The following is a 21,432-nucleotide window of genomic DNA, read 5'->3' as shown; positions in this document are numbered from 1 at the left end:
ACCATCTTACTACATTTACAAAAACTAAGGCAAAAAGCCTTAGAAATTTAGTGCTTAAATGGAATATTTTTTGCTTGTAAATCTTAAATTATATACAGTGAGTTTAATATGCAAGTAAAAAATATAAATTTTTACTCTGGAGAGAGCATAAAAACAAGTCCTAAAAAAGAGCTATATGATGAAAGAGGCTTTCAATCTGTTTTAGACAAACAGATAAAAGATGTAAGTGAGGTAAAAAATGCCCTCACTTTAGAATCTTACACAGCATATATAGTCTCAAATTTAGATATAAGTAGCTATGAAAAAAGTAGTATAAATATGGCTATAGGCTCTGCTATAGGCGTTTTAGACCTTGTAAAAGCTTATGAGAGGGCTGGTAGAATTGATACTGAACGTTTTTTACAATATGCTGAAGAAGAACGTATAAACATCATGAAAGATAAAAGCAAAGAAGAATTAGGAGAGCTTATCATAGAAACAGCCTCTCTTTTACAAAGCGATGAGGTTTTATTAGGCAGGAGGATAAGAGGAGAAATCCCCCTAAGTAATGAACAATACAGAGCTCAAAAGCAAGACGGCGCAAATGTCTTAAAGGCTGTTTATAAGGAAATGTTTGGTGTTGAAGCTGTAGTGCCTAAATTTTCACACGATTTGTCAAGGCTTGATATAAGTGGCTTAAGAGATGATTCTTTTCTAAAATCTCTTGAAAAATCTAAGTCCTCCCTAAATCCTTTTGAATTTATGAATGGCGAAAGCAGTCTAACTCACACTCAAATACAAGAGATAAAAGAGATGATAAATAGTTATGAAAGACTAGATACTGAGGCATTAGCTAGCTTACTTGAAAAGATATAAATGGAATATTTTTTGCTTGTAATTTTATGCAACAGTAAGGAAGGTTAGAAAATATTTTATCCAAAAGGAGACAAAATGAAAAAGAAATTTTTTCTAACAGTTGCACTAGGTGCCTTGTGTTTAGTATTTCTTAATGCTAAGGATGTAGACCCTACTGAGGGTAAGGAAAAAATAAGTAGAGCTGGGCTGGATATGTATGTAAATCCTGATTCACCTTTAAAAGAAGGTTTTTTAAACGGGAAGTATGATAAAAGCTTGACACAGATAAAAGAACTCTTTGAAAAGGATAAGCAAAATCCTAGAGCTCCTGCCCCGCCTGTAAGTGGTGTTGGTATTTGGCTTGTAGCTTCTGAAAAAGGCGGAGAAGAGTTAATAGCCCCAGGACAAACTCAAACAAACAGAAATCACGGTGGTTCAACCATGTATGTATCCACAGTTGTAAAGGGATATGGTGGAATTTCTAGTGATTTTGCTAGTTATGGTGGTCCCGGTTTTATTCTTAATTATGTAGATAACATACCAATAGATTTTAATGGAGATAGAATTGTAGATGGTTGGCTCATATCTTGGGATTTATCAGGCAAAAGTCCGGGAGGACAGTTTTTATACACAGCAAGGTCTATGAATCCTGGTCCAACTATGCAAACTTATATAAACATAAGGTAGGGCTTTGCTATGAAAGTAGACAATGCAAGTATCTATACACAAAATTTAGCTGGGTCAAACTCAGCTAAAGACATAAAAGAAAGCGAACAAAGCTTTGATACTGTTTTAGAAAATGAAATTAAGACAAGTGGCATTAAAGCAGAGGATATAAAAGATTGGTCTGATTTATATACTTATATTGGAGATAGACAACAAGAAAAATTAGGACAAACATTTGCTAATGAAGAGGCTGCTAAAAAACACTTTTTAATTACTGCAGCTTCCTTTGTATCTAGAATACTTCTAATCAATCAGCAAAATCCAAATGGCTCACAAGAAGATTTTGGCTATTTTTTCAGTAGACCTGATCTTTGGCAGGAAGCGTCAAGCTATGGAAATACTGATGAGATAAAACAAGAGCTTATAAACACTATATCCTTACTTCAAAGTGATATAGGTCTTGCTTGGCTTCCAAGTAAAGAAAGCTATGAGGAATTTAAGGCTAGAAAGCAGGAGGGAGCAGATTTCTTAAAAGACATATACAAAGAGCTTTTCAATGAAGAGCCTATAGTGCCTAAATACGAAACGCTTATAGGCGGAGGTGCAAGTAGTATAGATATCAGTGCTGCTATAAAAGAATTTCTAAATAAGCCTTTTGAAAATGAGGAAGAAGATGAGCTCATAGAGCTTATAAAAGAGCTTTATAAAGAAAAACAAGAAGGCAAAGAGGAAAAAAGTGAAATTCAAGAAATCAAGTTAAAAGATACTAACTTAAAAGAAAGCTTTGACATAGAAAAACTTGCTTTAAGGGAAAGATTTACTAAAGAACAAGAAAGTCTTAGAACTTATTCTTTAAATGTTTTGCTTCAAAGTTTGTAAGCGGTGTAGGTTCAAAAATAAGTAAGAGAGTATAAAAAAAATTAAAGGAGTAAAGATGAAAAAGAAATTTTTTCTAACAGTTGCACTAGGTGCCTTTACTAAGGCTTTAAATTTAAAATTTAATAGCAAATGCTAAAGATAAGGATTTGCTATGAAAATAGACAATTCAAGTATATATACACAAAATTTAGCTGGGTTAAACTCAGCTAAAGCCACAAAAGAAAGCGAACAAAGCTTTGATACTGTTTTAGAAAATGAAACTAAGACAAGTGGTATTAAGGCAGAAGATATAAAAAATGGTTCTGATTTAGATGAATATCTTATGTTTAAATATATAGGGGAATTGGGTCATGAAAGAGGTACTGGTGTGTGGTTTTTAAGTATGGTATCAGCTATTCAAGTGGCTATTGATAAATATGGATCAGGTGATAATGATGTGTGGCCTTCTATAGAAAAAAGTAGGGAAAATTATAAAAGCACTGATGACTTAAAACAAGATATTATCAATAGAATTTCAATCATTCAAAGTGATCGTTATGATTATACTCCGCCCAATAAAAGCAAGGCAGAACATGAAATGCAAAAGCAAGATACTATAAACGCCCTAACACAAATATACAAAGAACTTTTCAACGAAGAACCTACAGTGCCTAAATTTAGCGAATTTAACACAAAAGAAAGTAGTATTGATATAAGTGCGGCTATAAAAGAATTCTTAAGTAAGCCTTATGAAAAAGAAGAAGATGTTCTTAAATTTATCAAAGATCTTGATAAACAAAATCAAGAAGAGCCAAGTGTAGAAATTTTAGGTATTAAAGAAAGAATTTATAAGCAAAATGAAAAGCTTAAAAGTGAAAATTTAAATCTTTTGCTTCAAAATATCTAAAGCAAGGTTCAACCTTGCTTTTAGTCCCAACACTCTGCATTTTTAATGCCGAGTTTTTTAGCACAAAATTTTGGATCAAGCCCATCTTTTCTTTGTTTTTCAAAGTCCTCTAAAACCTTTGAAACTATCTTACCTAGTAAAAGCAAGGATATAATGTTTGTAGTAGCCATAAAAGCCATAGTTAAATCCGCCAAATTCCAAGCTAATTTAAGATCTATCAAAGAGCCTATAAGCACGGCTAAAACAGCACTTATCCTAAAAAGATTAAAAGCTAGTTTTGAGTTTGTTAAGTATTTTACATTTGCCTGTGCGTAGTAGTAGTTACCTATCAAAGAAGTTATCGCAAAAAGCACAATGGCAATGCTTATAAAATGAATTCCAAATTCTCCATAATACTCCCTCATAGCTTCTTGAACCAAAGGCATAGCTGTTAGCAGTGGTTTGCCATCGCTTCCTAAGTCTAAATAAGCCATAGAAAAAAGCACTAGAAAAGCTGAACTAGTGCAGATGATTAAGTCAAGCAAAACAGCAAAGCTTTGTATGATGCCTTGTTTTGCTGGGTGGCTAGTGATAGCTGAAGCAGCAGCATTTGGGGCAGAACCCATACCAGCTTCATTTGAGAAAAGTCCTCTTTTTATACCTATAACCAAAACAGAACCTGCAAATCCTGAAAATATAGCCTTAAAATCAAAAGCGCTTTCAAAGACCATTTTTAAAACAGAGGGAATTTTTTCATAATTTATCAAAACAGCATAAACAGCTAAAATTACATAAGCTAAAGCCATATAAGGCACAATCAAAGAGCTAAATTTACCTATCTTTGTATGATGAGAAAAAACATATATAAAGAAAAGATAGCTAAAATAAGTCCTATATAAAGCGGATAATTGCTTTGTGAAAAGCTAAGTTCGCTTGTATTATACATATCATAATAAACATTAAAAGCAGAAGTCATAGTATAGCTTTGAAGTCCATTAAAGCCGTAAGCATAGGTTATGATAAGAATGAAGGCAAAAAAAGCACCAAGCCATTCAAGTCATAAAGCTTTTTTAATATAATAAGCTGGACCTCCTCTAAAACCTTTACCATCTTTTGATTTATAAACCTGTGCTAGAGTGCTTTCAGCAAAGGCTGAAGCCCCGCCAAAAAAAGCCATAAGCCACATCCAAAATAAAGCTCCCGCACCGCCGCTTGCTAGAGCAAAAGAAATCCCTGCTATATTTCCTATACCAACCCTTGAAGCAGTGCTTATCATAAGTGCTTGAAAGGGCGATATGTGTTCTTTTTTGTCTATTTCATTTTTTTCTTTTAAGATAGAAAAAACAGAACCAAGTAATCTAAACTGCACAAAACGAGTTAAAAAGGTATAATAAAAACCGCAAATGATGAGCAAAACGACCATTATGGCATCAGTATATGGGACTATATTATTGGAAATAAAATTAGATAAAAAATATAAAATGCATTATCTTGCATAGCCCTATCCTTTTATAAATAAAACTTTCTATGAATTAAAACAAATTTAAATTATTTATATAAATCAGTTTTCATACTAAGACCGTGTTGCCAAAATTCTCTTTCCAAGCGAACTACTGTGTGAAAAATTTCACTTAATTTTTTAAATTTATTATCATCTACCTCATAAGAATTTAAAAAGTCCTCAAATTCTCTTATCTCTGCTTGAAAAATATCTCCTGCATAAGTTAAAATCCAATCCTTATAAGGATGATTGTCTAGTTTATCTTTATCTATCCTTTTATAAATTTCAGCACCTATATAACCGTATCCTATAGCACAAGCACTAAGAGCTACAAGCATATCTAAAAAATCTCCACTTTGACCTACGCTTAACATATATCTTGTATAAGCTATATTTACTATACTTTCATCTTTTACGCAAAGCTTATCAGCATCAATGCCTAGCTTTAAAATACTCTTATGAAGCTCAAGCTCTCCTTCAACAATATAATTTTGAAATTTCATCGCAAAACGAAGTTCTTTAGCATTATCAGCGTTAAGTGCCAAAAGTGCATAACATTTTGCATAATTTATAAGATAAATATAATCTTGCTTTAAGTAAAACAAGAAATTTTCTTCTTTCAAAGTGCCTTCTTCCAAAGCATTTACAAAGTCGTGATGCAGATATTCGTCCCAAATTTTTTCATTATCTTTTAATAATCTTTCAAAAAGTTTCATTTTATCTCCTTAAATTCTACCTATATCATAAAGCTGTATGATACCTACTATTTTACCTTTGCTTGAAACTGGAATTTCTTTTATATTGTGTTTTAACATAAGCTCTTCAGCATCAACAGCCATAGCTTCAGCTTCTATTACTTTTGGATTTTTACTCATTATTTCACTTGCTAAAAAATCAAATCTTATCTTACTTGTATTTTGTAAGGCTCTCCTTAAATCACCATCTGTGATAATGCCTTTTAAATTATCTTTGTCAAAAACAAGACAAAGACCTAATTTACCGCTTGTCATTGTATTTATAACATCATTAAATTTGGTATCTAAATTAACAGATGGCACCCTTTTTATCATAAGATCTTGCACCTTAGTAAGAAGTTTTTTGCCAAGAGAACCGCCCGGATGAAAAAGAGCAAAATCATCTGGCTTAAAATGTCTAAGCTTCATTAAAGCAGCAGCTATAGCATCACCCATAGCAAGAGTGGCAGTGGTTGATGACATAGGAGCAAGTTGCAAAGGACAAGCTTCTTTTTTGACAGCTATATTTAAAAAAGCGTCTGCTTGTTTTACTAAGGTTGATTTTGCATTTGATGAAAGTGCTATTATAGGTATGCCTCTCTTTTTTATGGCTGGAACAATTTTTAAAATTTCATCACTTTCTCCAGAGTTTGATATAGCTACAAGCACATCTAAAGAAGTTAGCATACCTAAATCCCCGTGCAAAGCCTCAGCTGGATGCATAAAAAAACTTGGTGTGCCTGTGCTTGCCAATGTAGCAGCTATTTTAGCCCCTATATGACCTGATTTTCCCATACCGCTTATAACGCATCTTCCCTTGCTATTAAACATAAGTTCTATGGCTTTTGTGAAATTATCATCAAGATTTAATGCTAAGTCTCTAACGCTATTTGCCTCTATTTCAAACACTTCTTTTGCTATATTCAAAACATTTATCTTCATAACAAAACCCTATCTATTTATATTTAAAACAACATTTGTAGCTATTGCCACTTGATATAAGATATTTACTATCATACTTGTTATTTGTAAGCCTTGAGAATCAACCTTTGGCAATACTAGTATATTATCCCCTGCTTTTACTTCAGGCGATATGGAGAAAAATCCTTGATTATACTTTGTAGCTTTTCCATTTGAGTTTATAACAAGAACTTTTGATGTATCAGCCCTATCACTATAATCCCCAGCTAAGTCTATATAATAATCAAGCTTTTTAGATGGCATATACACAAAAGATCCCGGAAGAGATACTTCGCCTTGGACTATTATCAAGTTATTTTTGCTAGGCACCACTATAGTATCACCCTCTTCTAAAATAACGGTTCTATAAACACTTGGATTGTCTATAATGATTTGTCCCTTTGGTTCTACTTGCTTTGCTATTTGTATAAAATCAAGTATGGTTTTAGCTTGATTTACCCTTATAGCAGCACCTTCTGAATTTACTGATGGTGCAGTAAGTGCTAATGTTTCAAGTTCTTTTAACTGTGCATCTATAAGTCTTTTTTGAGTTTGTGCCACACTTTTTCTAAATACCTGCACCGATTTTATATCAGACTGCGAATTTGTAACTATCCTGCGAACAACATCATCTAAATTTGTGCCTTTTTTTACAACCATAAAATGCTGACCGCTATGCTCTCCTTCTATACGGATATTTATATTGTTAGCATTATAATCGGGGCGGAATTCAACCTCATCTGCACTTTTTAACATAACATTTGCAAAATCTTTCTTTGCATAGGACTTAATATCCTCTATGTGATTGTTTGAGTAGGATTTTACTATCGCATTTGTAACTATAGGTTTTGCACCAGCTAAGATAGCTAAATCCTGTAAAGATAAATTTTCATCTTTCAACTCGAATCTGTAAGGCTTTTGCACATCTCCACTTGCACTAACATAACTCTTAAGAGATGAAACAAGTATAACATCTCCAGTCCTAAAAGCTAATAATTTTAACTGACCTTTTAATAAAAAATCATACAAATCTATATTTTGCAAAATCTTATTATCTCTTAAAATCTGTATATACCTAAAAGATCCGTAATCAAGATTTATACCTCCTGCTTTGTCTATGTATTGCACAACAGAATCAGAGCTTAAACCCTTATAAAGACCCGGAGAATTTACGCTTCCAGTTACAAAAACTGAAACATTTTGATAAGCATTCATATCGGCATAAACATAAACATTATCTTTGTAAATTTTAGATACATTTGCTTGTATGACCGATAAGAGTTCTGAATTTTTAACCCCTAAAACTCTTATAGCACCGACTTGTGGAACAAAAATATTACCTTGAGAATCCACTACCAAATTGCTTTCATAATTAACAGCACCCCAAATTTTAAGGCTTATCACATCTGCAACAGCTATCTTGTAATCTGGATTATATATATGTTGAGTGCTTTGTGTGAAATTTCCACTAAAAAGATGAGAGCCAAATACTTGTATTTTTGAACTTAAATTTGAATCGCTTTGTGTAACGGTTTGCCCTGTTTGATTTGAGTAGTTTGATGAATTATCATCTTCTAACAAAACAGTGCTGCTAGTGCCTCCTGCTATATTGGAAACATCTACTCCAAAGACAAAAAATGGAAATAAAAAGGGCAAGATAATCTTTTTTATCATTAGTATTTATGCTCCTCTATTATAGTTTTTATAAGTTTTAATACACCAAAAGCTAAGCTTAGTATAACAAATATAGTGATTATATTATAAGTCTTTCTAGGATAAGTAGCACTTTGTGGATAAGTTGGACTTTGCAACACTACAAGATTTTTTATCTTTCTAATAGCATCTACACGAGTAGTTTCAAAAGACGTTAAAGCCGTAGTATATGCTTTTTCTGCAAAAGAAGCTTCTATGCTAAGTTTTTGAAAATCAGATGCTAGATTATTTAATTTTCCAATCGTAGAACTAGAAACAACCTTTTGCTTTTCCTTTTCTAACTGCTCTTTTAAAGCTACTATCTCTGCTCTTAAGGTAACAAGCTGTGGAGCGTCATCATTTATATAGCTTCTCATAGCTAAAAGCTGTGCTTCTTTTTTAGCTATATCAGCCTCCATTTGAGAAGTAAAACTAGCTCTTCGTTCAGCTTCTTGAAGCGGGTCAAATACTCCGTGTTCGTTTTGAAATTTAATAAGCTTGTCTCTTGAGTTTTGATAATCATCTCTGTATTTTATGAGCTCTGTCTCGGCAAATTTAAGCTGTTCTCTAGCACTTTTATGAGAAACCTCATTTACAAATTTTTCGCTTTCATCTAAGATAGCAGTAGATATTTTATAGGCTTGTTCTGGACTAAAACCTTCAACTTCAAGCTTTAACATGCCCGTTTCTTCTATAACCTTAACCCTATCTTGATAAAATTTTAAAAAATTCTCTTGACTATCATCTTCGTATAATCTAAAAAACAAATCAAGCTTTTGTTCTTCATATAATTTTCTTATGCCTATCCTCTCATCTAAAATTTTAAGCATATCTAAAGATGTTATGTAGGTTTTTAAATAAAGCAAATCCTCATTAGAATTTACAGTTCCAGGGCTTATCAAAGCACCAAGACCTCCTAAAGAGGAGCTTGAATCTTGACTGGATGATGAACGGACACTTATATAGCTTTCACTTACATATCTATCAGCGGCAATGAAAGCATAGTAAAAAAGCACAAAAAACATTAATAAAATTACAGATTTGTATGTATTAAGAGCTAATATATCTCTTAAGCTTTGCCAAAAATTTTTCTTGTTTATAGTTTTAAATGTCCTAGTATCTTTAAGAGATTTAAATTTAGCTATGATTTTTTCTTTGTCTATCTTTTTTAGGACATTTTTGCCATTCATTTAGCAACCCCTATACTGTTGGCATTTTTTAATTCTAGCTTACCTTGATAAGCCGCTATTCCTTCATCTACATCATCATAAACATCAACTGTGCCATCATGAAGAAGGACTATTTTATCGCACCATTTTCTTATTTCAGAGACTATATGAGATACCATTATAACATTTGAATTTGCAAGTCTTTGCTCGTAAAGCTTTCTTGATTTTTTTATAAATGAAGGATCCCCAACTGCACCAGCCTCATCTATAAGATAATAATCAAAGTCAAAAGCCATAGAGAGTCCAAAACCTATACGAGAACGCATACCAGCAGAGTAATTTCCCATAGGCTCATCAAAAAATTTGCCTATCTCTGCAAAATCCTCTACAAATTTTATCTTTTCTTTTAATGCCCTACCCTTGTATCCATAAACTCTAGCCACAAAAGCTACATTATCCCTTGCTGTTAGGGAATTTTGAAAACCTCCAGCAAGTCCAAGAGGCCAAGAAATCCTTTTATTTGTAATAATTCTGCCTTTATTTGGGACTTCAGCACCACTTAAAAGACGCATAAGGGTTGATTTGCCAGCACCGTTTTTTCCCATAAGACCTATACTACAATTTTCAGGAAATTCAAAAGTAAAATCCTTAAATATATAATGCCTCTTGCCAGAGCTTAATGTATAGAATTTAGTTATATTATCAAGCTTTATCATAACGGATCCGCCGCCAAAGCTTGTCTTTTGTAGTAATAAAACCAAAGCCCTACAAACAAAAGCATAAGGTTAAATAATATAGGATAAGAAATGTCTATCCCCTCTGTTACAGGATAGTTTTCAAAATAATTAATTTTTAAGGTTTCTGTTATATGTATCATAGGATTATAAAGTAAGATATTAAGCAAATTATCAGGCACTATCCATATAGGATATACAATAGCAGAAGCCAAATAAAGCAAAATTCCAGTGTATGGTAAAATTTTTCTACTAGGCTCAACCAAATGATTTAATATCGTAAGACAAAGACCTATACTAAAACCACTCACTGCCAATAAAACAAAACACAAATACACTTCTAAGAAATTATTTGGTATAGCATATATGCCAAATAGCCACTGTGCCAAAAATAAGACTATAAGAATAATGAAAAAGAATATAAAAGATTCAAGTAGAGTTCTTGTTATAAAAACATGTATAGGTTTTACAGGCTTATATGCAAAAAGACCTAAATTTGCTTGTATTCCACCCATAAGCTGCGAAAGGATATTTCTAAACATAAAAAAAGGAATTATGCCTACAGCTAAAAACATAAAAATAGAAACGTCTTGCGGCATTATCATATGATGAGAATATTCTCTAATAGCCGTTATAATACTTGTTATCACAACAACTTGTATCATAGGTTCAGCTATGACCAAAGCATAGCCAATACGTCTATTTTTACCAAATCTAGTCTTTAACTCCCTAAAAAAAAGAGCATAAATGACATTTACCATAATTTCCTCTTAAAAATATTTAATCTAAAATATTAACCTAAAAAGCTTAATTAAAGGCAAAGTATAGTTTAAATTTAAATTAAAATGTTAATTCTATTTTTTTGTTTAGAGCATTATCGCTAAATTTTAGGTATTTTATTTTAAGAGAGAATATATTTGCATCTGAAAACCTAGCAAAAGCAAATCTTTTATAATATATATTTTCTTGTTCTTTTGTAGCTACAGCGAACAAAGCCTTTATTTGAAGTCCTTTTAAAAATGCTATTTTGTCAAGTTTTGCTATATTTAAAGCTATGTTTGGATTTGCAAAGGCTAATTTTATATGCTTTGTATATGTATGAGAAGCTATAATAAAGCTCAAAGAACTCTCATCAAAAGCATAAAAAGCATTTGCTATATAAACGCCTTCCTCATCTTGCATAGCCCAAGATAAAAGTTTATTTTTTTTGATATACTTTAAGATACGTTCATCTAGCATATCACTCCAAAATTCTTGGTATATTAGAATTTAATTTTACTAAAATCTCGTATTCTATCGTGTTAAAAAATTTAGCCCAAGGGCTAACATCATCAAATACGCAAATTTCATCTCCCATATCCTCGCAAGAAAAACTATCCATAGACATTTTTCCTAATATAGGCTTTTTATTTGCTAAGGCTAAAACTCCTTTGCCATCGTATCTAAATAAACCATCAGCATAACCTACATCATAAGTAGCTATACTAATATCATCATTTGCAGCAAAACTTAAACCATATCCTAAAGCTTCGTTTTTTCTTAGAATTCTATGACTAAGTTTGTTTGCATAAAGACTTAAAACTTTTTGTAAAGATTTTTCAAACTCACAGTATCCAAACTGCACAATGCCTACTCTACAAAGCTCATCATCATCAAGCTTAAAACATCTAAATAATGCAGAAGAATTGTGCGAATGAAAGCATAATTTATTTTGACTTAATTTCTTTGCAAGATCTTTAGCTTTTTTAAAATTTTGTCTTTGAACAAAAAAAGAAGGATCGTATTCATCAGAGCAGGCAAAATGCGTGAAAATTCCAAGTATGTTAAGCCCTCTTTTTTTTGCCTCATCAAATACAAAGATCATATCATCTAATGAAATTCCATTCCTATGCATACCTGTATCTATGGCAATATGAAGCTTTGTTCCCTTTTTATATCTATGTAAATGCTCTTTTGAATTTAAAGCATATATGAAATCATTTTTTTCATCGCCATTTGGTATATGCGATAAGATAAGTATATTATCAAATAAATTTTTAAAATTTTGAGCCTCTTTTTCATTTTTAAAAGCTACAAAATTTACTCCCAATTCCTTAGCAATCGGTGCTAAAATTTTATCTCCGTGTCCGTAAGCATTGTCCTTAAAAACACAGATTATTTTATCAAAACCTCCAGCTTTTGAGGCTATTAGTTTTAAATTATGCTCGTAAGCTTTCTTTTTAAGCTTAATTATAGCCATTATCTTTCTGCAATTATTTTCATTTTTCCATTTTCATCAAGCTTTACATAAAGAAGCTTATTTCCTCTAAAGCGGTGATTTGTGGCTTGATAATCTTGATAAAAAGTTATTCTAAACATTTTTTGATTAGCTAAATTTGGATAAGGACTTATATTTATATTAGAAAATTTTATTGTCTTATCTTCATTTCTTGAAAAAATAATCCTCTTCATATTGGCAAATTCTTTAAAACCGCTCTTATCAAATCTTTTAAAATCTTTCTCATCATAAAAACTTAAATACCTATCTATATCGCTAACAGTCCAGCTGTCTTTCCAAGCAAATAAAGAAGCCATAATGCTTGCTATATCTTCCTTATTTGTCCTAAAAGCTTCTTTGTTCTCTGTCATAGCATACACGTTTTTTTCTTTATCTATAATCTTTGAAAAATCTACCAAAATATGATTATGCAAAGCTATACAGCCTCTAGTTTTGTATTCATCTAATCTAGTCCCATCCATTGGATATCCGTGTATCCAAATTCCACCACCTGTTTTGTCATTTACCCTATCTAGTAGATTAGGATAATCTGTAGCGAATGCAAAAGGACCATAATATGTATTTTTAGGATCAAATTTAGCCCCTAAATCATAAAAACCCACAGGAGTTATCAAATCGCCCTCTTTTTGCTTATCCCCCATAAGACCTGTTAAAACATTACTTTGCTCGAAAACTTGATTCAAACTGCCATTGTTATACAAGAATACCTTAAGTGTTTTATCAGTCTTGTTTGTAAGCACGATAGCAGTTCTTTCACTGTAATATCCCAAGGAAAGATCCTTGCCTTCTAGCTCTGTAAGCCAAAAGTTCTTGTTAGCAAGCTCTTTTTCAAGCTCTCTTCCAACAGCCTCTAAACCCTCGTTAAGATAAATTCTAGCAAGATCAGAAGCAAAAATCGAAGTGCCAAAACTTAACAAAAATAAAAAAAATATTTTTTTAAACATAAAAAATTTACCTCTACATTAACGCAAAAAAGCTAAAATAAAAACTGCTATTATACCAAAGATTTTTTAATAAAATTTAAAAATAAAAGGAATTTATTATGATAAAAAAAACTGTGTTTATACTTGGGCTTTTATCCTCTTTTCTTCTTGCAAATGATATAAGAATTAGCGATGCTTTTGCCTTTGAAAGCCCTACAAATTCAAAACATGGAGCTGTTTTTCTAAAAATAGAAAATGTGGGGGATAAAGATATAAATTTGATAAAAGCCAGTAGCAACATAAGTGACAATGTAGAATTGCATACACACAGCGATGAAAACGGTGTGATACGTATGGTAAAAGTAGATAAAATGACTATAAAAGCAAAATCAAGCCTTGAATTAAAGCCAAAGCACGAGCATATAATGCTATTAAATTTAAAAAGACCCATTACAAAAAGCACTAAGATACAGCTACAATTAGCTTTTGATAATAAAAGTATAGTTACGGTAAGAAACATAGCCATAAAAAGCAGATAAATTGCTTTCTAAAAAAATTTATCTTTTAATCTTGCTTATACTGATAGGCTTTGGATTGTTTTTTTATAATAAGCAAAGCAGTATCAAAGAAGAAGCCTTAGCGTTTTATTGCGACTTAAGTAATAAAGACTGTGAATTTTTGCTAAACGGTGAAAAAATATTTATAAAAAGCTCTGAAAAGCCTATAATACCAATGGATGAATTTGAACTCTTTATAGAAAATTTGGGAGAATACAAAAATTTAAGAGCTAAAATTTTTGGATTAAATATGTATATGGGAGATATTTTTGTTGATTTTGATAAAATAGACAAAAATTCATACAAAGCAAACATACTCTTAAGTTCGTGTCCCTTAGATGTTATGATATACAGGATTTTACTATTTAATGGAGATAAAAAACTAGATATAGCATTTGATTTTGAGGTGAAAAAATGAAAAAAGTATTATTTTTTTTGCTTTTAGTAATATTGGTGCTTTTTTTATATTTAACAAAGACAGATAAATATGATTTTACATTGCTTGGAGAAGATAATAAAACTTACAGTCTTAAAGACTTTGAAAATGAAAAAATAATTATATATTTTGGTTACACAAGTTGCCCCGATGTGTGTCCGGCGACTCTTTCTATGCTTAGCAAAGAGCTTAAAAAGATACAAAAACAAGCAAAAATAGTCTTTATTTCTCTTGACTTAGAAAATGACAATGATATAAATTTATCCACACAATGGTTGAAATATTTTTATGAAAATTCAATATTCTTATTAGCAAAAAATGAAGAATATTTGAAAAATTTAAGCAAAAGATATGGTGTAATATATGAAAAAATACCCCAAAAAGATAGTGCATTAAAATACACAGTAGCACACAGCTCTTATTTATTTTTATTTGACAATGCAAAATTTATAGAAAGAATAGATAATTTTTCACAAAAAAATCTAAGCCAAAGGCTTAGAGAATTTTTAGAGTAAATCTGCAAAAAGATCGGTTGATATGTATCTTTCAGCCGTATCATTTAACATAGTAAGCACTATCTTATCCGGATTTTGCTTGGCTATTTCACTTGCGATAAAAACATTTGCTCCGCTTGAAATACCTACCATAACTCCACTTTTAGCAAGCTTTTTTGCGGTGTTTATCGCATCTTCATTGCTAACTGTTCTTATTTCGTCTATTACATCTTTATTTAAGATAGCAGGTAAAAAATTTGCACCAATGCCTTGAATTTTATGTGGTCCAGCCTTATTTTGAGAAAGCAATGGAGAGGCTTGAGGCTCTACTGCTACTATCTTTACAGATTTTAGCTTTTCCTTTAAAACTTCAGAAACGCCACTTATAGTGCCTCCTGTTCCAAAACCAGCTACAAAAATATCTAATTTATTGTCTAAATCCCTTAAAATTTCAATAGCCGTGCCACTTCTGTGTGCATTTTTATTTGCTATGTTTTCAAATTGCGATGGTATAAAAGAATTTGCTGTGTTCTCTTTAAGCTCTAAAGCTCTGTTATAAGCTCCTTTCATACCTTCACTAGCTGGTGTAAGTTCTAAGCTAGCACCAAACAAAGCTATCATTTTTCTTCTTTCTATACTCATAGATTCTGGCATTACAGCTATGAATTTTAAACCAAAACAAGCACAAATCATAGCTAAAGAAATTCCTGTATTTCCACTAGTGCTTTCTATTATAACGCTATTTTCATTGATGATTTTTTCATCAAGTGCTTTTTTTATCATAGCATAAGCAGCCCTATCTTTTATAGAATGACTAGGATTTAAAAATTCGCATTTTGCATATAAATTAGTAGCAAATGAACTTAAAGACAGTATAGGTGTATTGCCTATCATATCATTTATATTTGAATAAACATTCATATAAAATCCTTTAAAAAAAAAATAAAAACTTTGGCTGGAGCAAGAAAAGATATAGAAGAGCCGAATAATCGGCTCAATAAAACGAAAAAATTATTTCTTCTTTTTAACCTTGCCACCTGCAACGGCTTCTTTAAGGTTTTTGCCAACTTTAAATTTAGCAACTTTAGTAGCTGGAACTTGTATAGTTTTGCCAGTGCTTGGAACTCTAGCAGTTCTAGCTGCTCTTTTTGTTGTAGAGAAAGTTCCAAAACCTATAAAACTAATGCTATCACCTTTAGCTAAAACTTCAGTTATAGTAGCTATAGCAGCATCAACTGCCGAAGTGGCATCTTTTTTTGTAAGCCCTGAAGTTTGGGCAACTTTTGAAATAAAATCTGCTTTAGTCATAAAAGCTCCTCTATAGAATTTTAAAATGTGCCTAATTCTACCATATATTTTAGGCTTTTGCAAGATTTTTATACAATTTTTTGCAAAAATATAGCTTTTTGCTAGTTTTTTTGTATAAAAAAGAGCTATATTTAGATAATTAATGCTATTTTAAACTTAAGACAATATAATTAAATCCACAATTTATTAAGAGGAATTATTTATGAAAAATCTTAAATTGCTTACTTTTTTACTTTCTTTGTTTTTATTATCAAAACTATCCGCTATAAGTATGGATGTAGAATATGAAAATCTTAATTCGCATTTAAAAAATGAGTCAAATACAGTAATAGAAGTTTTTTCTTTTACTTGTATTCACTGCTACAACCATCATAAATTAAATACTTTAGCTAAGGTAAAAGAAAAAATTCCTAATTTAGAATACAAAATATACCCAGTAACACAATTTACCTTTGGAGACGAATTCGCACAACTCTACGCATACGCACAAGCTAAAGATGAAAAAATGAAAATAAATTTCACAGATGAAAAATCCCTTACTCATAAGCTTGCTTCACTTTATTTTACGGCTTACTTTGAAAGAAATCAAAGATGGAATACCTCTTCTGAATTTTTAAAGCTTGGCTTATCTTTTTTAAAAATCGATAAAAAAACATTAGATAATTTTCTAAATAGTGCTGAAGGAAAACGAATCTACAGCTCTTACAATGAAGCCAGTAGCATAGTCAAACAATACGGCGGCACACCAGCTTTTGCTGTAAATGGAAAATACCTAATAAAAATGCAAAATATCAAGTCTTTAGAACATTTAATAGACACAATAAAAGCTTTAAGCTCTAAATGAGAGTTTGCAATCATCTATCTTGGATTATAGCTATTATACTGTCTATAATACTACTTTTATTCGTGCATTATTTTTTGCAAGAATACCTCTTTATGAAGCCTTGTGCGAATTGTATTTATATAAGATTTGCACTTTGTTTATTCATACTTGCAGCCTTTATTATGATGTTTGATATTAAAATCGCAAAAAGTATAGCGTTTGCAATTTTAATATTAAGCCTTTATATAGGATTTAAATACTCTTATATATTAAATGAAAATTACAAAGCTATAAAAGAATCTAATCCCTTTGGCATAGGGTTTTGTCCTAGCGGTGTTGTTTTTTTTAATATACCTTTAGAGAAAATTTTTCCTACTTTCTTTTATCCAAGCGGCACTTGCGGACTAGATAAACCTATAGTAGATAAAAATATTAGTGACAATGTCTTTAGAGAATTTTTTATAGGCAAAAAAGAGGATAATTTCACAAGTGGCTTATACAGCAAAGGCTGGTTTTTACTGCCTAAATACGAGTTTATAAATATGGCACAAGGTGCATTTTTAGTTTTTTTAACTATATTTATACTTAGCTTAAAAGAATTTATAGGCTTTATAAAAAATAAAATTTATGCTTTTTTAAGCCTTATATTAGGATTTGTTCTGATACACCTTTCTACCTTGTAGCAAACCTCAACACATCATTATATGTTGCAAAAATCATCAAACAAACCAATAATACCAAGCCAAGATAGCTTAAATTCTCAAAAACCTTAATAGGCACTTGTCTTTTAAATATCATCTCGTATAGATTAAAAACTATATGCCCTCCGTCTAACATAGGTATTGGCAAAAGATTAAAGACGCCTAAATTTATAGATATTAAAGCAGAGATTAAAAGAACTACGGCAAGACCTGAATTTGCAGCCTTTGAAGTTATGTCCGCCATAGTTATAACTCCACCTATATTTCGCGGGTCTATTCCCCCTGTTATAAGCTCTACTATAGCTTGCATAACTAATTTTGTTGAATTTACACTTTCTTCAAAAGCAAACACAAAAGAATCAAAACCGCTTCTAAAAACTGTTACCAACTCCTTGCTAGATTGTATGCCAAGAACAGGTTTTTGAACTTCTTGCAAAAATTCATTATAAGCTTTTGATAAATTTGCATCTATTTTTAAATTTAAAATTTCTTCATTTCTTTGAATTTTAAAATTCATAGTTTCTAATCTTAAGTGCTTTGAAATTTCATCAAAGCTTCTTATATTTTTTTCATCTATGCTTAATATCAAATCGCCTTTTTGTAAGCCATAAAACTCAGCAGCTGAACCTTTAAGGACATCGCCTACAACGGCTGCTTGTTTAATAAGACCCAAATTTCCTATGGCTATGTAAAGCAAAAAAGCAAGAAATATATTAAAAAAAGGACCAGCAAACAATATATAAATTCTTTTTAAAGGAGTTAATGTATTATAGCTATCAGCTTCGTAATTTCTCTTTGAAGGATCAAAGTCATCTTGACCTTTTAATTTTACATATCCTCCAAGCGGTAAGGCACAAATTTTATATATAGTTCCTTTAAATTCTGCTTCAAACAAAGATTTTCCAAAACCTATGGAAAAAACTTCCACACAAACCCCCATATGCTTCGCGGCTAAGAAGTGCCCAAGCTCGTGAAAAAATATCAAAAAAGATATACAAAGTATAGTAACTATAAAATTTAAAGAGAAAAAATAAAAACCTGCTAACAATATAAGCAACAAAAATAAAATAGATTTCAAGCTTTTACCTTTAATCTATAATATTTAAATATATACTCAAAACCAGAATAAAGCGTCAAAAACAATGCTAAATAAAGTAAAATTTCGTCAAAATGCCATTGCATAAGCAAAAATACAATAGCTATAACCTGTGATAATGTTTTTATTTTACCAGCAAAAGAAGCTGATATATCTAGATTTTCACTAAGCATAACTATCCTAAAACCAGTTATAAAAAATTCTCTAATTAATATCAAATAAATAACCCAAGCATTAGCCCTATCAAGCAATAAAAGACCTAAAAAAGCTGCTAAAATAAGCATTTTATCAGCCAAAGGATCTAAAATTTCCCCAAGAGTTGTAACTTGTTTCCAACTTCTTGCTATATAACCATCGAAAAAATCACTCATAGCGGCTATAGCAAAAACAACAGTAGCAAAATAATTTACCCAACTTTGATGAACATCTTCAAAATCGTAAGTAAGTATAAAAAATAAAAGCGGTGCTAAGAAAATTCTTAATAAAGCCAAAGCATTTGGCAAATTCATAAAAACCTCAAAACATTTATATTTAGCTAAAAGCACCGATTAAATCGGTGCAAAAAATTTATTTTGTAGAGCAAGCACAAGAACAACCGCAAGAAGAACTCATAAACGATTTTAAAGCTTCTTCATTTGGCATTTCTGTTATTTCTTTTACTATTTCTTTGTAAGCTACTTTTCCATCTTTTAAAACGAAAACTGATCTAGCTAATAGACCTTTTAAAGCACCATCAGCTATCAAAACGCCATATTTTTTACCTAATTCTTTAGAAACAAAATCACTAGCAACTTTTAAATTTTCTATGCCTTCAGTAGAGCAAAATCTACCCATAGCAAAAGGTAAATCTTGGCTAACAACTATAACTTCAGCACCAGCACCGGCTGCTTTTTTGTTAAATTCTCTTGCTTCAGTAGCACAAACAGGAGTATCAAGGCTTGGCACAGTCAAAATAACTTGAACTTTATTCTTATCGCCTATAACAATATCGCTTAAATCTTGTGCCTTAAGCGTAACAACAGGTGCATCACTACCAACATCTAAACTATTCCCATCAAGTTTTACAGGATTTCCCTTAAAAGTAACTGAACTCATACTTTTCCTTTCATTTTTTTGGAAATTATAATGCTTTATTGTTAATAAAGATAACGATTTTTTAAAAAATCATAATTGTTATATCTTTGAAATCTAAATTTATTTCTTTTTAACTGTTTTCTTAAGCTCTGATTATAAAATATATTAAAGTTAAACAATATGCTAGTGCTAGACTGTAGTGCTTCTGCGGCATTTGTATATCTTTGCCTAACCAAACTTATATTAAAGATTGGGTATGGGTTATAGTTTAAAGACTGTGTTATTTTTGTATTATCTTTAATCAGGTCTATGTTTAAATAAGAATAAAAAGGAATAGTAAAATTTAAACCAAATTCTAAATCATCTTGCAAAAATTCATCTTTAAAATTATAATAATTTGTAAAAAATTTAAAATAATTTCCATAAGCAAATTCGCTACCTAAAGTATATAAATTATTTTCTTGATAATTATTTACAAAGCCATTAAAGCCCAATGTAAAGTCCTTATAAGAAAATCTATTAATCAAGCCATTATAGTAATTTACAAAATTAGTATCTGCAAAAAATTCTCTTTGAAAAAGCAAGGTTGAATATTCATTTGAATAAAGTAAATTTATATTTTTTATATTAATGCTTTGATTGTTAAAATCTATAAAATTAACAGTATTATCAGCTCCCGTCCCTCTTTCTAGTATGCTTGATAAAAAAATATTAGTATTATTACTAATATCAAAGGTATTTGCTTCATTGCTTTTAACAGGGGAAAAAATGCTCGTATTTAAATCATACGTGTGATATTCAGTAGCATAAGATAAAAACACACTTATAAACATTATATACAACAAACGCATATTAGGCATTATAGCAATAGTATGTAAATAAGATAACTAATTGTTATTATTTGCAATGTTTAATTTATTTTTTTTAAATTAAAACAAAATATCACATAAATTACTTAATAATAGCCTATCTTAAGTAATCTTGCATTATAATTTCAAAAAATAATTAAAGTGAGAATATCTATGAATCAAGTCCAAATTTTAGTCCTAGATTTTGGGAGTCAATACACACAGCTTATCGCTAGGCGACTGCGTGAATTTGGCGTTTATACCGAAATCGTGCCGTATTTTGAAAAAATAGAATCAATAAAAGCAAAAAATCCTAAGGGCATAATATTAAGCGGAGGTCCTGCTTCTGTGTATGAAAAGGATTCTTATAAGCCAGATTCTAAGATCTTTGATTTAAAAGTGCCAGTGCTTGGAATCTGCTACGGTATGCAATACATCGCTTATCACTTCGGCGGTAAGGTAATAAGGGCAAAGGAGCAGGAATTTGGCAAGGCAAGGTTAGAAATTTTAGCTAAAGATTCAACGCCCTTATTTGCCAATGTCAAGCAAGATTCTATCGTATGGATGAGCCACGCTGATAAAGTCGAGCAAATCCCGTCTGGCTTTAACGAGCTGGCAAAGTCTGGCAACACGCATTATTGCGTTATGGCTGATTTTAATCGCCAAATTTATGCTCTACAGTTTCACCCAGAAGTCGTGCATAGCGAGTGTGGAGGAGAAATACTCAAAAATTTCGCAGTAAAAATTTGTAAAAGCGATACTAACTGGAATATGAAAAATTTTATTCACTATGAGATAGAAAAAATTCGCAAAATTACGGGATTTACAAGTGAAAAATAGCATAAGGCAACAAAATTTTG

General features: G+C 31.0%; 24 protein-coding genes and 2 pseudogenes. 10 read left to right on the top strand and 16 right to left on the bottom strand.

The features are described from left to right. The first annotated feature begins 108 nt into the window (after positions 1 to 108). The 4 genes from Q0J35_RS01260 (at position 109) to Q0J35_RS01245 (ending at position 3,265) form a co-directional block, all read left to right on the top strand. The gene (locus Q0J35_RS01260) at positions 109 to 855 is read left to right on the top strand and encodes a hypothetical protein (RefSeq protein ID WP_297192248.1); all 747 of its coding nucleotides are present in this window, start codon (positions 109 to 111) and stop codon (positions 853 to 855) included. Between the two features lie 75 nt (positions 856 to 930). Then, the gene (locus tag Q0J35_RS01255; RefSeq protein ID WP_297192246.1) at positions 931 to 1,521 is read left to right on the top strand and encodes a DUF4879 domain-containing protein; all 591 of its coding nucleotides are present in this window, start codon (positions 931 to 933) and stop codon (positions 1,519 to 1,521) included. A gap of 9 nt (positions 1,522 to 1,530) precedes the next feature. Then, positions 1,531 to 2,379 carry a hypothetical protein gene (locus Q0J35_RS01250; protein WP_297192244.1) on the top strand — a complete coding sequence of 283 codons (849 nt, stop codon included), beginning with the start codon at positions 1,531 to 1,533 and terminating at the stop codon, positions 2,377 to 2,379. A 151-nt stretch (positions 2,380 to 2,530) separates the two neighbouring features. After that, positions 2,531 to 3,265: a hypothetical protein gene (locus Q0J35_RS01245; RefSeq protein WP_297192242.1), complete on the top strand. Its 735-nt coding sequence runs from the start codon at positions 2,531 to 2,533 to the stop codon at positions 3,263 to 3,265. Positions 3,266 to 3,285: 20 nt separating this feature from the next. Here Q0J35_RS01245 and Q0J35_RS01240 read toward each other — a convergent pair. The 10 genes and pseudogenes from Q0J35_RS01240 to Q0J35_RS01195 form a co-directional block, all read right to left on the bottom strand. After that, positions 3,286 to 4,667 (bottom strand): annotated as a pseudogene (locus Q0J35_RS01240) (alanine/glycine:cation symporter family protein). Positions 4,668 to 4,792: 125 nt separating this feature from the next. Further along, complete coding sequence (locus tag Q0J35_RS01235) at positions 4,793 to 5,461, bottom strand: TenA family protein (RefSeq protein WP_297192239.1); 669 nt, start codon at positions 5,459 to 5,461, stop codon at positions 4,793 to 4,795. Between the two features lie 9 nt (positions 5,462 to 5,470). After that, a complete protein-coding gene (locus tag Q0J35_RS01230; protein WP_297192237.1) occupies positions 5,471 to 6,421 on the bottom strand; it encodes a KpsF/GutQ family sugar-phosphate isomerase in 951 nt (316 codons plus the stop codon). 9 nt (positions 6,422 to 6,430) lie between these two features. Beyond that, a complete protein-coding gene (locus tag Q0J35_RS01225) occupies positions 6,431 to 8,110 on the bottom strand; it encodes a polysaccharide biosynthesis/export family protein (protein WP_297192821.1) in 1,680 nt (559 codons plus the stop codon). Between the two features lie 2 nt (positions 8,111 to 8,112). Then, positions 8,113 to 9,231, bottom strand: a complete 1,119-nt coding sequence (locus Q0J35_RS01220; RefSeq protein WP_297192820.1) for a capsule biosynthesis protein — start codon at positions 9,229 to 9,231, stop codon at positions 8,113 to 8,115. An 86-nt stretch (positions 9,232 to 9,317) separates the two neighbouring features. After that, a complete protein-coding gene (locus tag Q0J35_RS01215; protein WP_297192235.1) occupies positions 9,318 to 10,016 on the bottom strand; it encodes an ABC transporter ATP-binding protein in 699 nt (232 codons plus the stop codon). Continuing rightward, complete coding sequence (locus tag Q0J35_RS01210) at positions 10,013 to 10,795, bottom strand: ABC transporter permease (protein ID WP_297192233.1); 783 nt, start codon at positions 10,793 to 10,795, stop codon at positions 10,013 to 10,015. The genes Q0J35_RS01215 and Q0J35_RS01210 overlap by 4 nt, the downstream gene beginning before the upstream one ends. Positions 10,796 to 10,874: 79 nt before the next feature. Beyond that, positions 10,875 to 11,273 (bottom strand): hypothetical protein, encoded by a 399-nt coding sequence (locus Q0J35_RS01205; protein WP_297192231.1) that lies wholly within the window; start codon positions 11,271 to 11,273, stop codon positions 10,875 to 10,877. Between the two features lies 1 nt (position 11,274). Further along, positions 11,275 to 12,273, bottom strand: a complete 999-nt coding sequence (locus Q0J35_RS01200) for an alanine racemase (protein WP_297192229.1) — start codon at positions 12,271 to 12,273, stop codon at positions 11,275 to 11,277. After that, positions 12,273 to 13,256, bottom strand: a complete 984-nt coding sequence (locus Q0J35_RS01195; RefSeq protein WP_297192227.1) for a murein L,D-transpeptidase family protein — start codon at positions 13,254 to 13,256, stop codon at positions 12,273 to 12,275. The genes Q0J35_RS01200 and Q0J35_RS01195 overlap by 1 nt, the downstream gene beginning before the upstream one ends. Positions 13,257 to 13,354: 98 nt before the next feature. On the opposite strand from Q0J35_RS01195, the gene Q0J35_RS01190 reads away from it, so the two are divergent. Genes Q0J35_RS01190 through Q0J35_RS01180 form a run of 3 tightly spaced genes read left to right on the top strand, consistent with a single transcriptional unit; the run spans position 13,355 to position 14,743 of the window. Beyond that, a complete protein-coding gene (locus tag Q0J35_RS01190) occupies positions 13,355 to 13,774 on the top strand; it encodes a copper chaperone PCu(A)C (protein ID WP_297192225.1) in 420 nt (139 codons plus the stop codon). Between the two features lies 1 nt (position 13,775). Further along, positions 13,776 to 14,210 carry a hypothetical protein gene (locus tag Q0J35_RS01185; RefSeq protein WP_297192224.1) on the top strand — a complete coding sequence of 145 codons (435 nt, stop codon included), beginning with the start codon at positions 13,776 to 13,778 and terminating at the stop codon, positions 14,208 to 14,210. Continuing rightward, entirely contained in the window at positions 14,207 to 14,743 is a 537-nt protein-coding gene (locus Q0J35_RS01180; RefSeq protein ID WP_297192222.1) for an SCO family protein, read from the top strand. Before Q0J35_RS01185 ends, Q0J35_RS01180 begins: the two co-directional genes overlap by 4 nt. Here the strand turns inward: Q0J35_RS01180 and cysK are convergent. Beyond that, positions 14,735 to 15,643, bottom strand: coding sequence for a cysteine synthase A (gene cysK / locus Q0J35_RS01175; RefSeq protein ID WP_297192220.1), 909 nt, complete (start codon positions 15,641 to 15,643; stop codon positions 14,735 to 14,737). The two genes, Q0J35_RS01180 and cysK, sit on opposite strands and share 9 nt — an antisense overlap. 90 nt (positions 15,644 to 15,733) lie before the next feature. Beyond that, on the bottom strand, positions 15,734 to 16,030 hold the full coding sequence (locus Q0J35_RS01170) for an HU family DNA-binding protein (protein WP_297192218.1): 297 nt from the start codon (positions 16,028 to 16,030) through the stop codon (positions 15,734 to 15,736). 202 nt (positions 16,031 to 16,232) lie between these two features. On the opposite strand from Q0J35_RS01170, the gene Q0J35_RS01165 reads away from it, so the two are divergent. Both Q0J35_RS01165 and Q0J35_RS01160 read left to right on the top strand, forming a co-directional pair. Beyond that, positions 16,233 to 16,874 (top strand): thiol:disulfide interchange protein DsbA/DsbL, encoded by a 642-nt coding sequence (locus Q0J35_RS01165; protein WP_297192216.1) that lies wholly within the window; start codon positions 16,233 to 16,235, stop codon positions 16,872 to 16,874. Beyond that, positions 16,871 to 17,536, top strand: a complete 666-nt coding sequence (locus Q0J35_RS01160; RefSeq protein WP_297192214.1) for a disulfide bond formation protein B — start codon at positions 16,871 to 16,873, stop codon at positions 17,534 to 17,536. The genes Q0J35_RS01165 and Q0J35_RS01160 overlap by 4 nt, the downstream gene beginning before the upstream one ends. Here Q0J35_RS01160 and rseP read toward each other — a convergent pair. From rseP to Q0J35_RS01140, 4 genes are read right to left on the bottom strand one after another with little or no spacing between them, the layout of a single operon-like run. Further along, positions 17,526 to 18,632: an RIP metalloprotease RseP gene (gene rseP / locus Q0J35_RS01155; RefSeq protein WP_297192212.1), complete on the bottom strand. Its 1,107-nt coding sequence runs from the start codon at positions 18,630 to 18,632 to the stop codon at positions 17,526 to 17,528. The genes Q0J35_RS01160 and rseP overlap by 11 nt on opposite strands. After that, the gene (gene pgsA, locus Q0J35_RS01150; RefSeq protein WP_297192819.1) at positions 18,629 to 19,159 is read right to left on the bottom strand and encodes a CDP-diacylglycerol--glycerol-3-phosphate 3-phosphatidyltransferase; all 531 of its coding nucleotides are present in this window, start codon (positions 19,157 to 19,159) and stop codon (positions 18,629 to 18,631) included. Before pgsA ends, rseP begins: the two co-directional genes overlap by 4 nt. Positions 19,160 to 19,217: 58 nt before the next feature. Continuing rightward, positions 19,218 to 19,745 (bottom strand): thiol peroxidase, encoded by a 528-nt coding sequence (gene tpx, locus Q0J35_RS01145; RefSeq protein WP_297192210.1) that lies wholly within the window; start codon positions 19,743 to 19,745, stop codon positions 19,218 to 19,220. 41 nt (positions 19,746 to 19,786) lie between these two features. Next, entirely contained in the window at positions 19,787 to 20,575 is a 789-nt protein-coding gene (locus Q0J35_RS01140) for a hypothetical protein (RefSeq protein WP_297192208.1), read from the bottom strand. 171 nt (positions 20,576 to 20,746) lie between these two features. On the opposite strand from Q0J35_RS01140, the pseudogene guaA reads away from it, so the two are divergent. After that, positions 20,747 to 21,385: pseudogene (gene guaA / locus Q0J35_RS01135) on the top strand (glutamine-hydrolyzing GMP synthase); the annotation flags it as partial. Between the last annotated feature and the right edge of the window lie 47 nt (positions 21,386 to 21,432).

Origin of the sequence: uncultured Campylobacter sp., from assembly GCF_944323605.1 — a bacterium.
GTDB lineage: Bacteria > Campylobacterota > Campylobacteria > Campylobacterales > Campylobacteraceae > Campylobacter_D.
The sequence above is the reverse complement of the archived record's forward strand: the minus strand, read 5'-3'. Positions and strand labels throughout refer to the sequence as shown.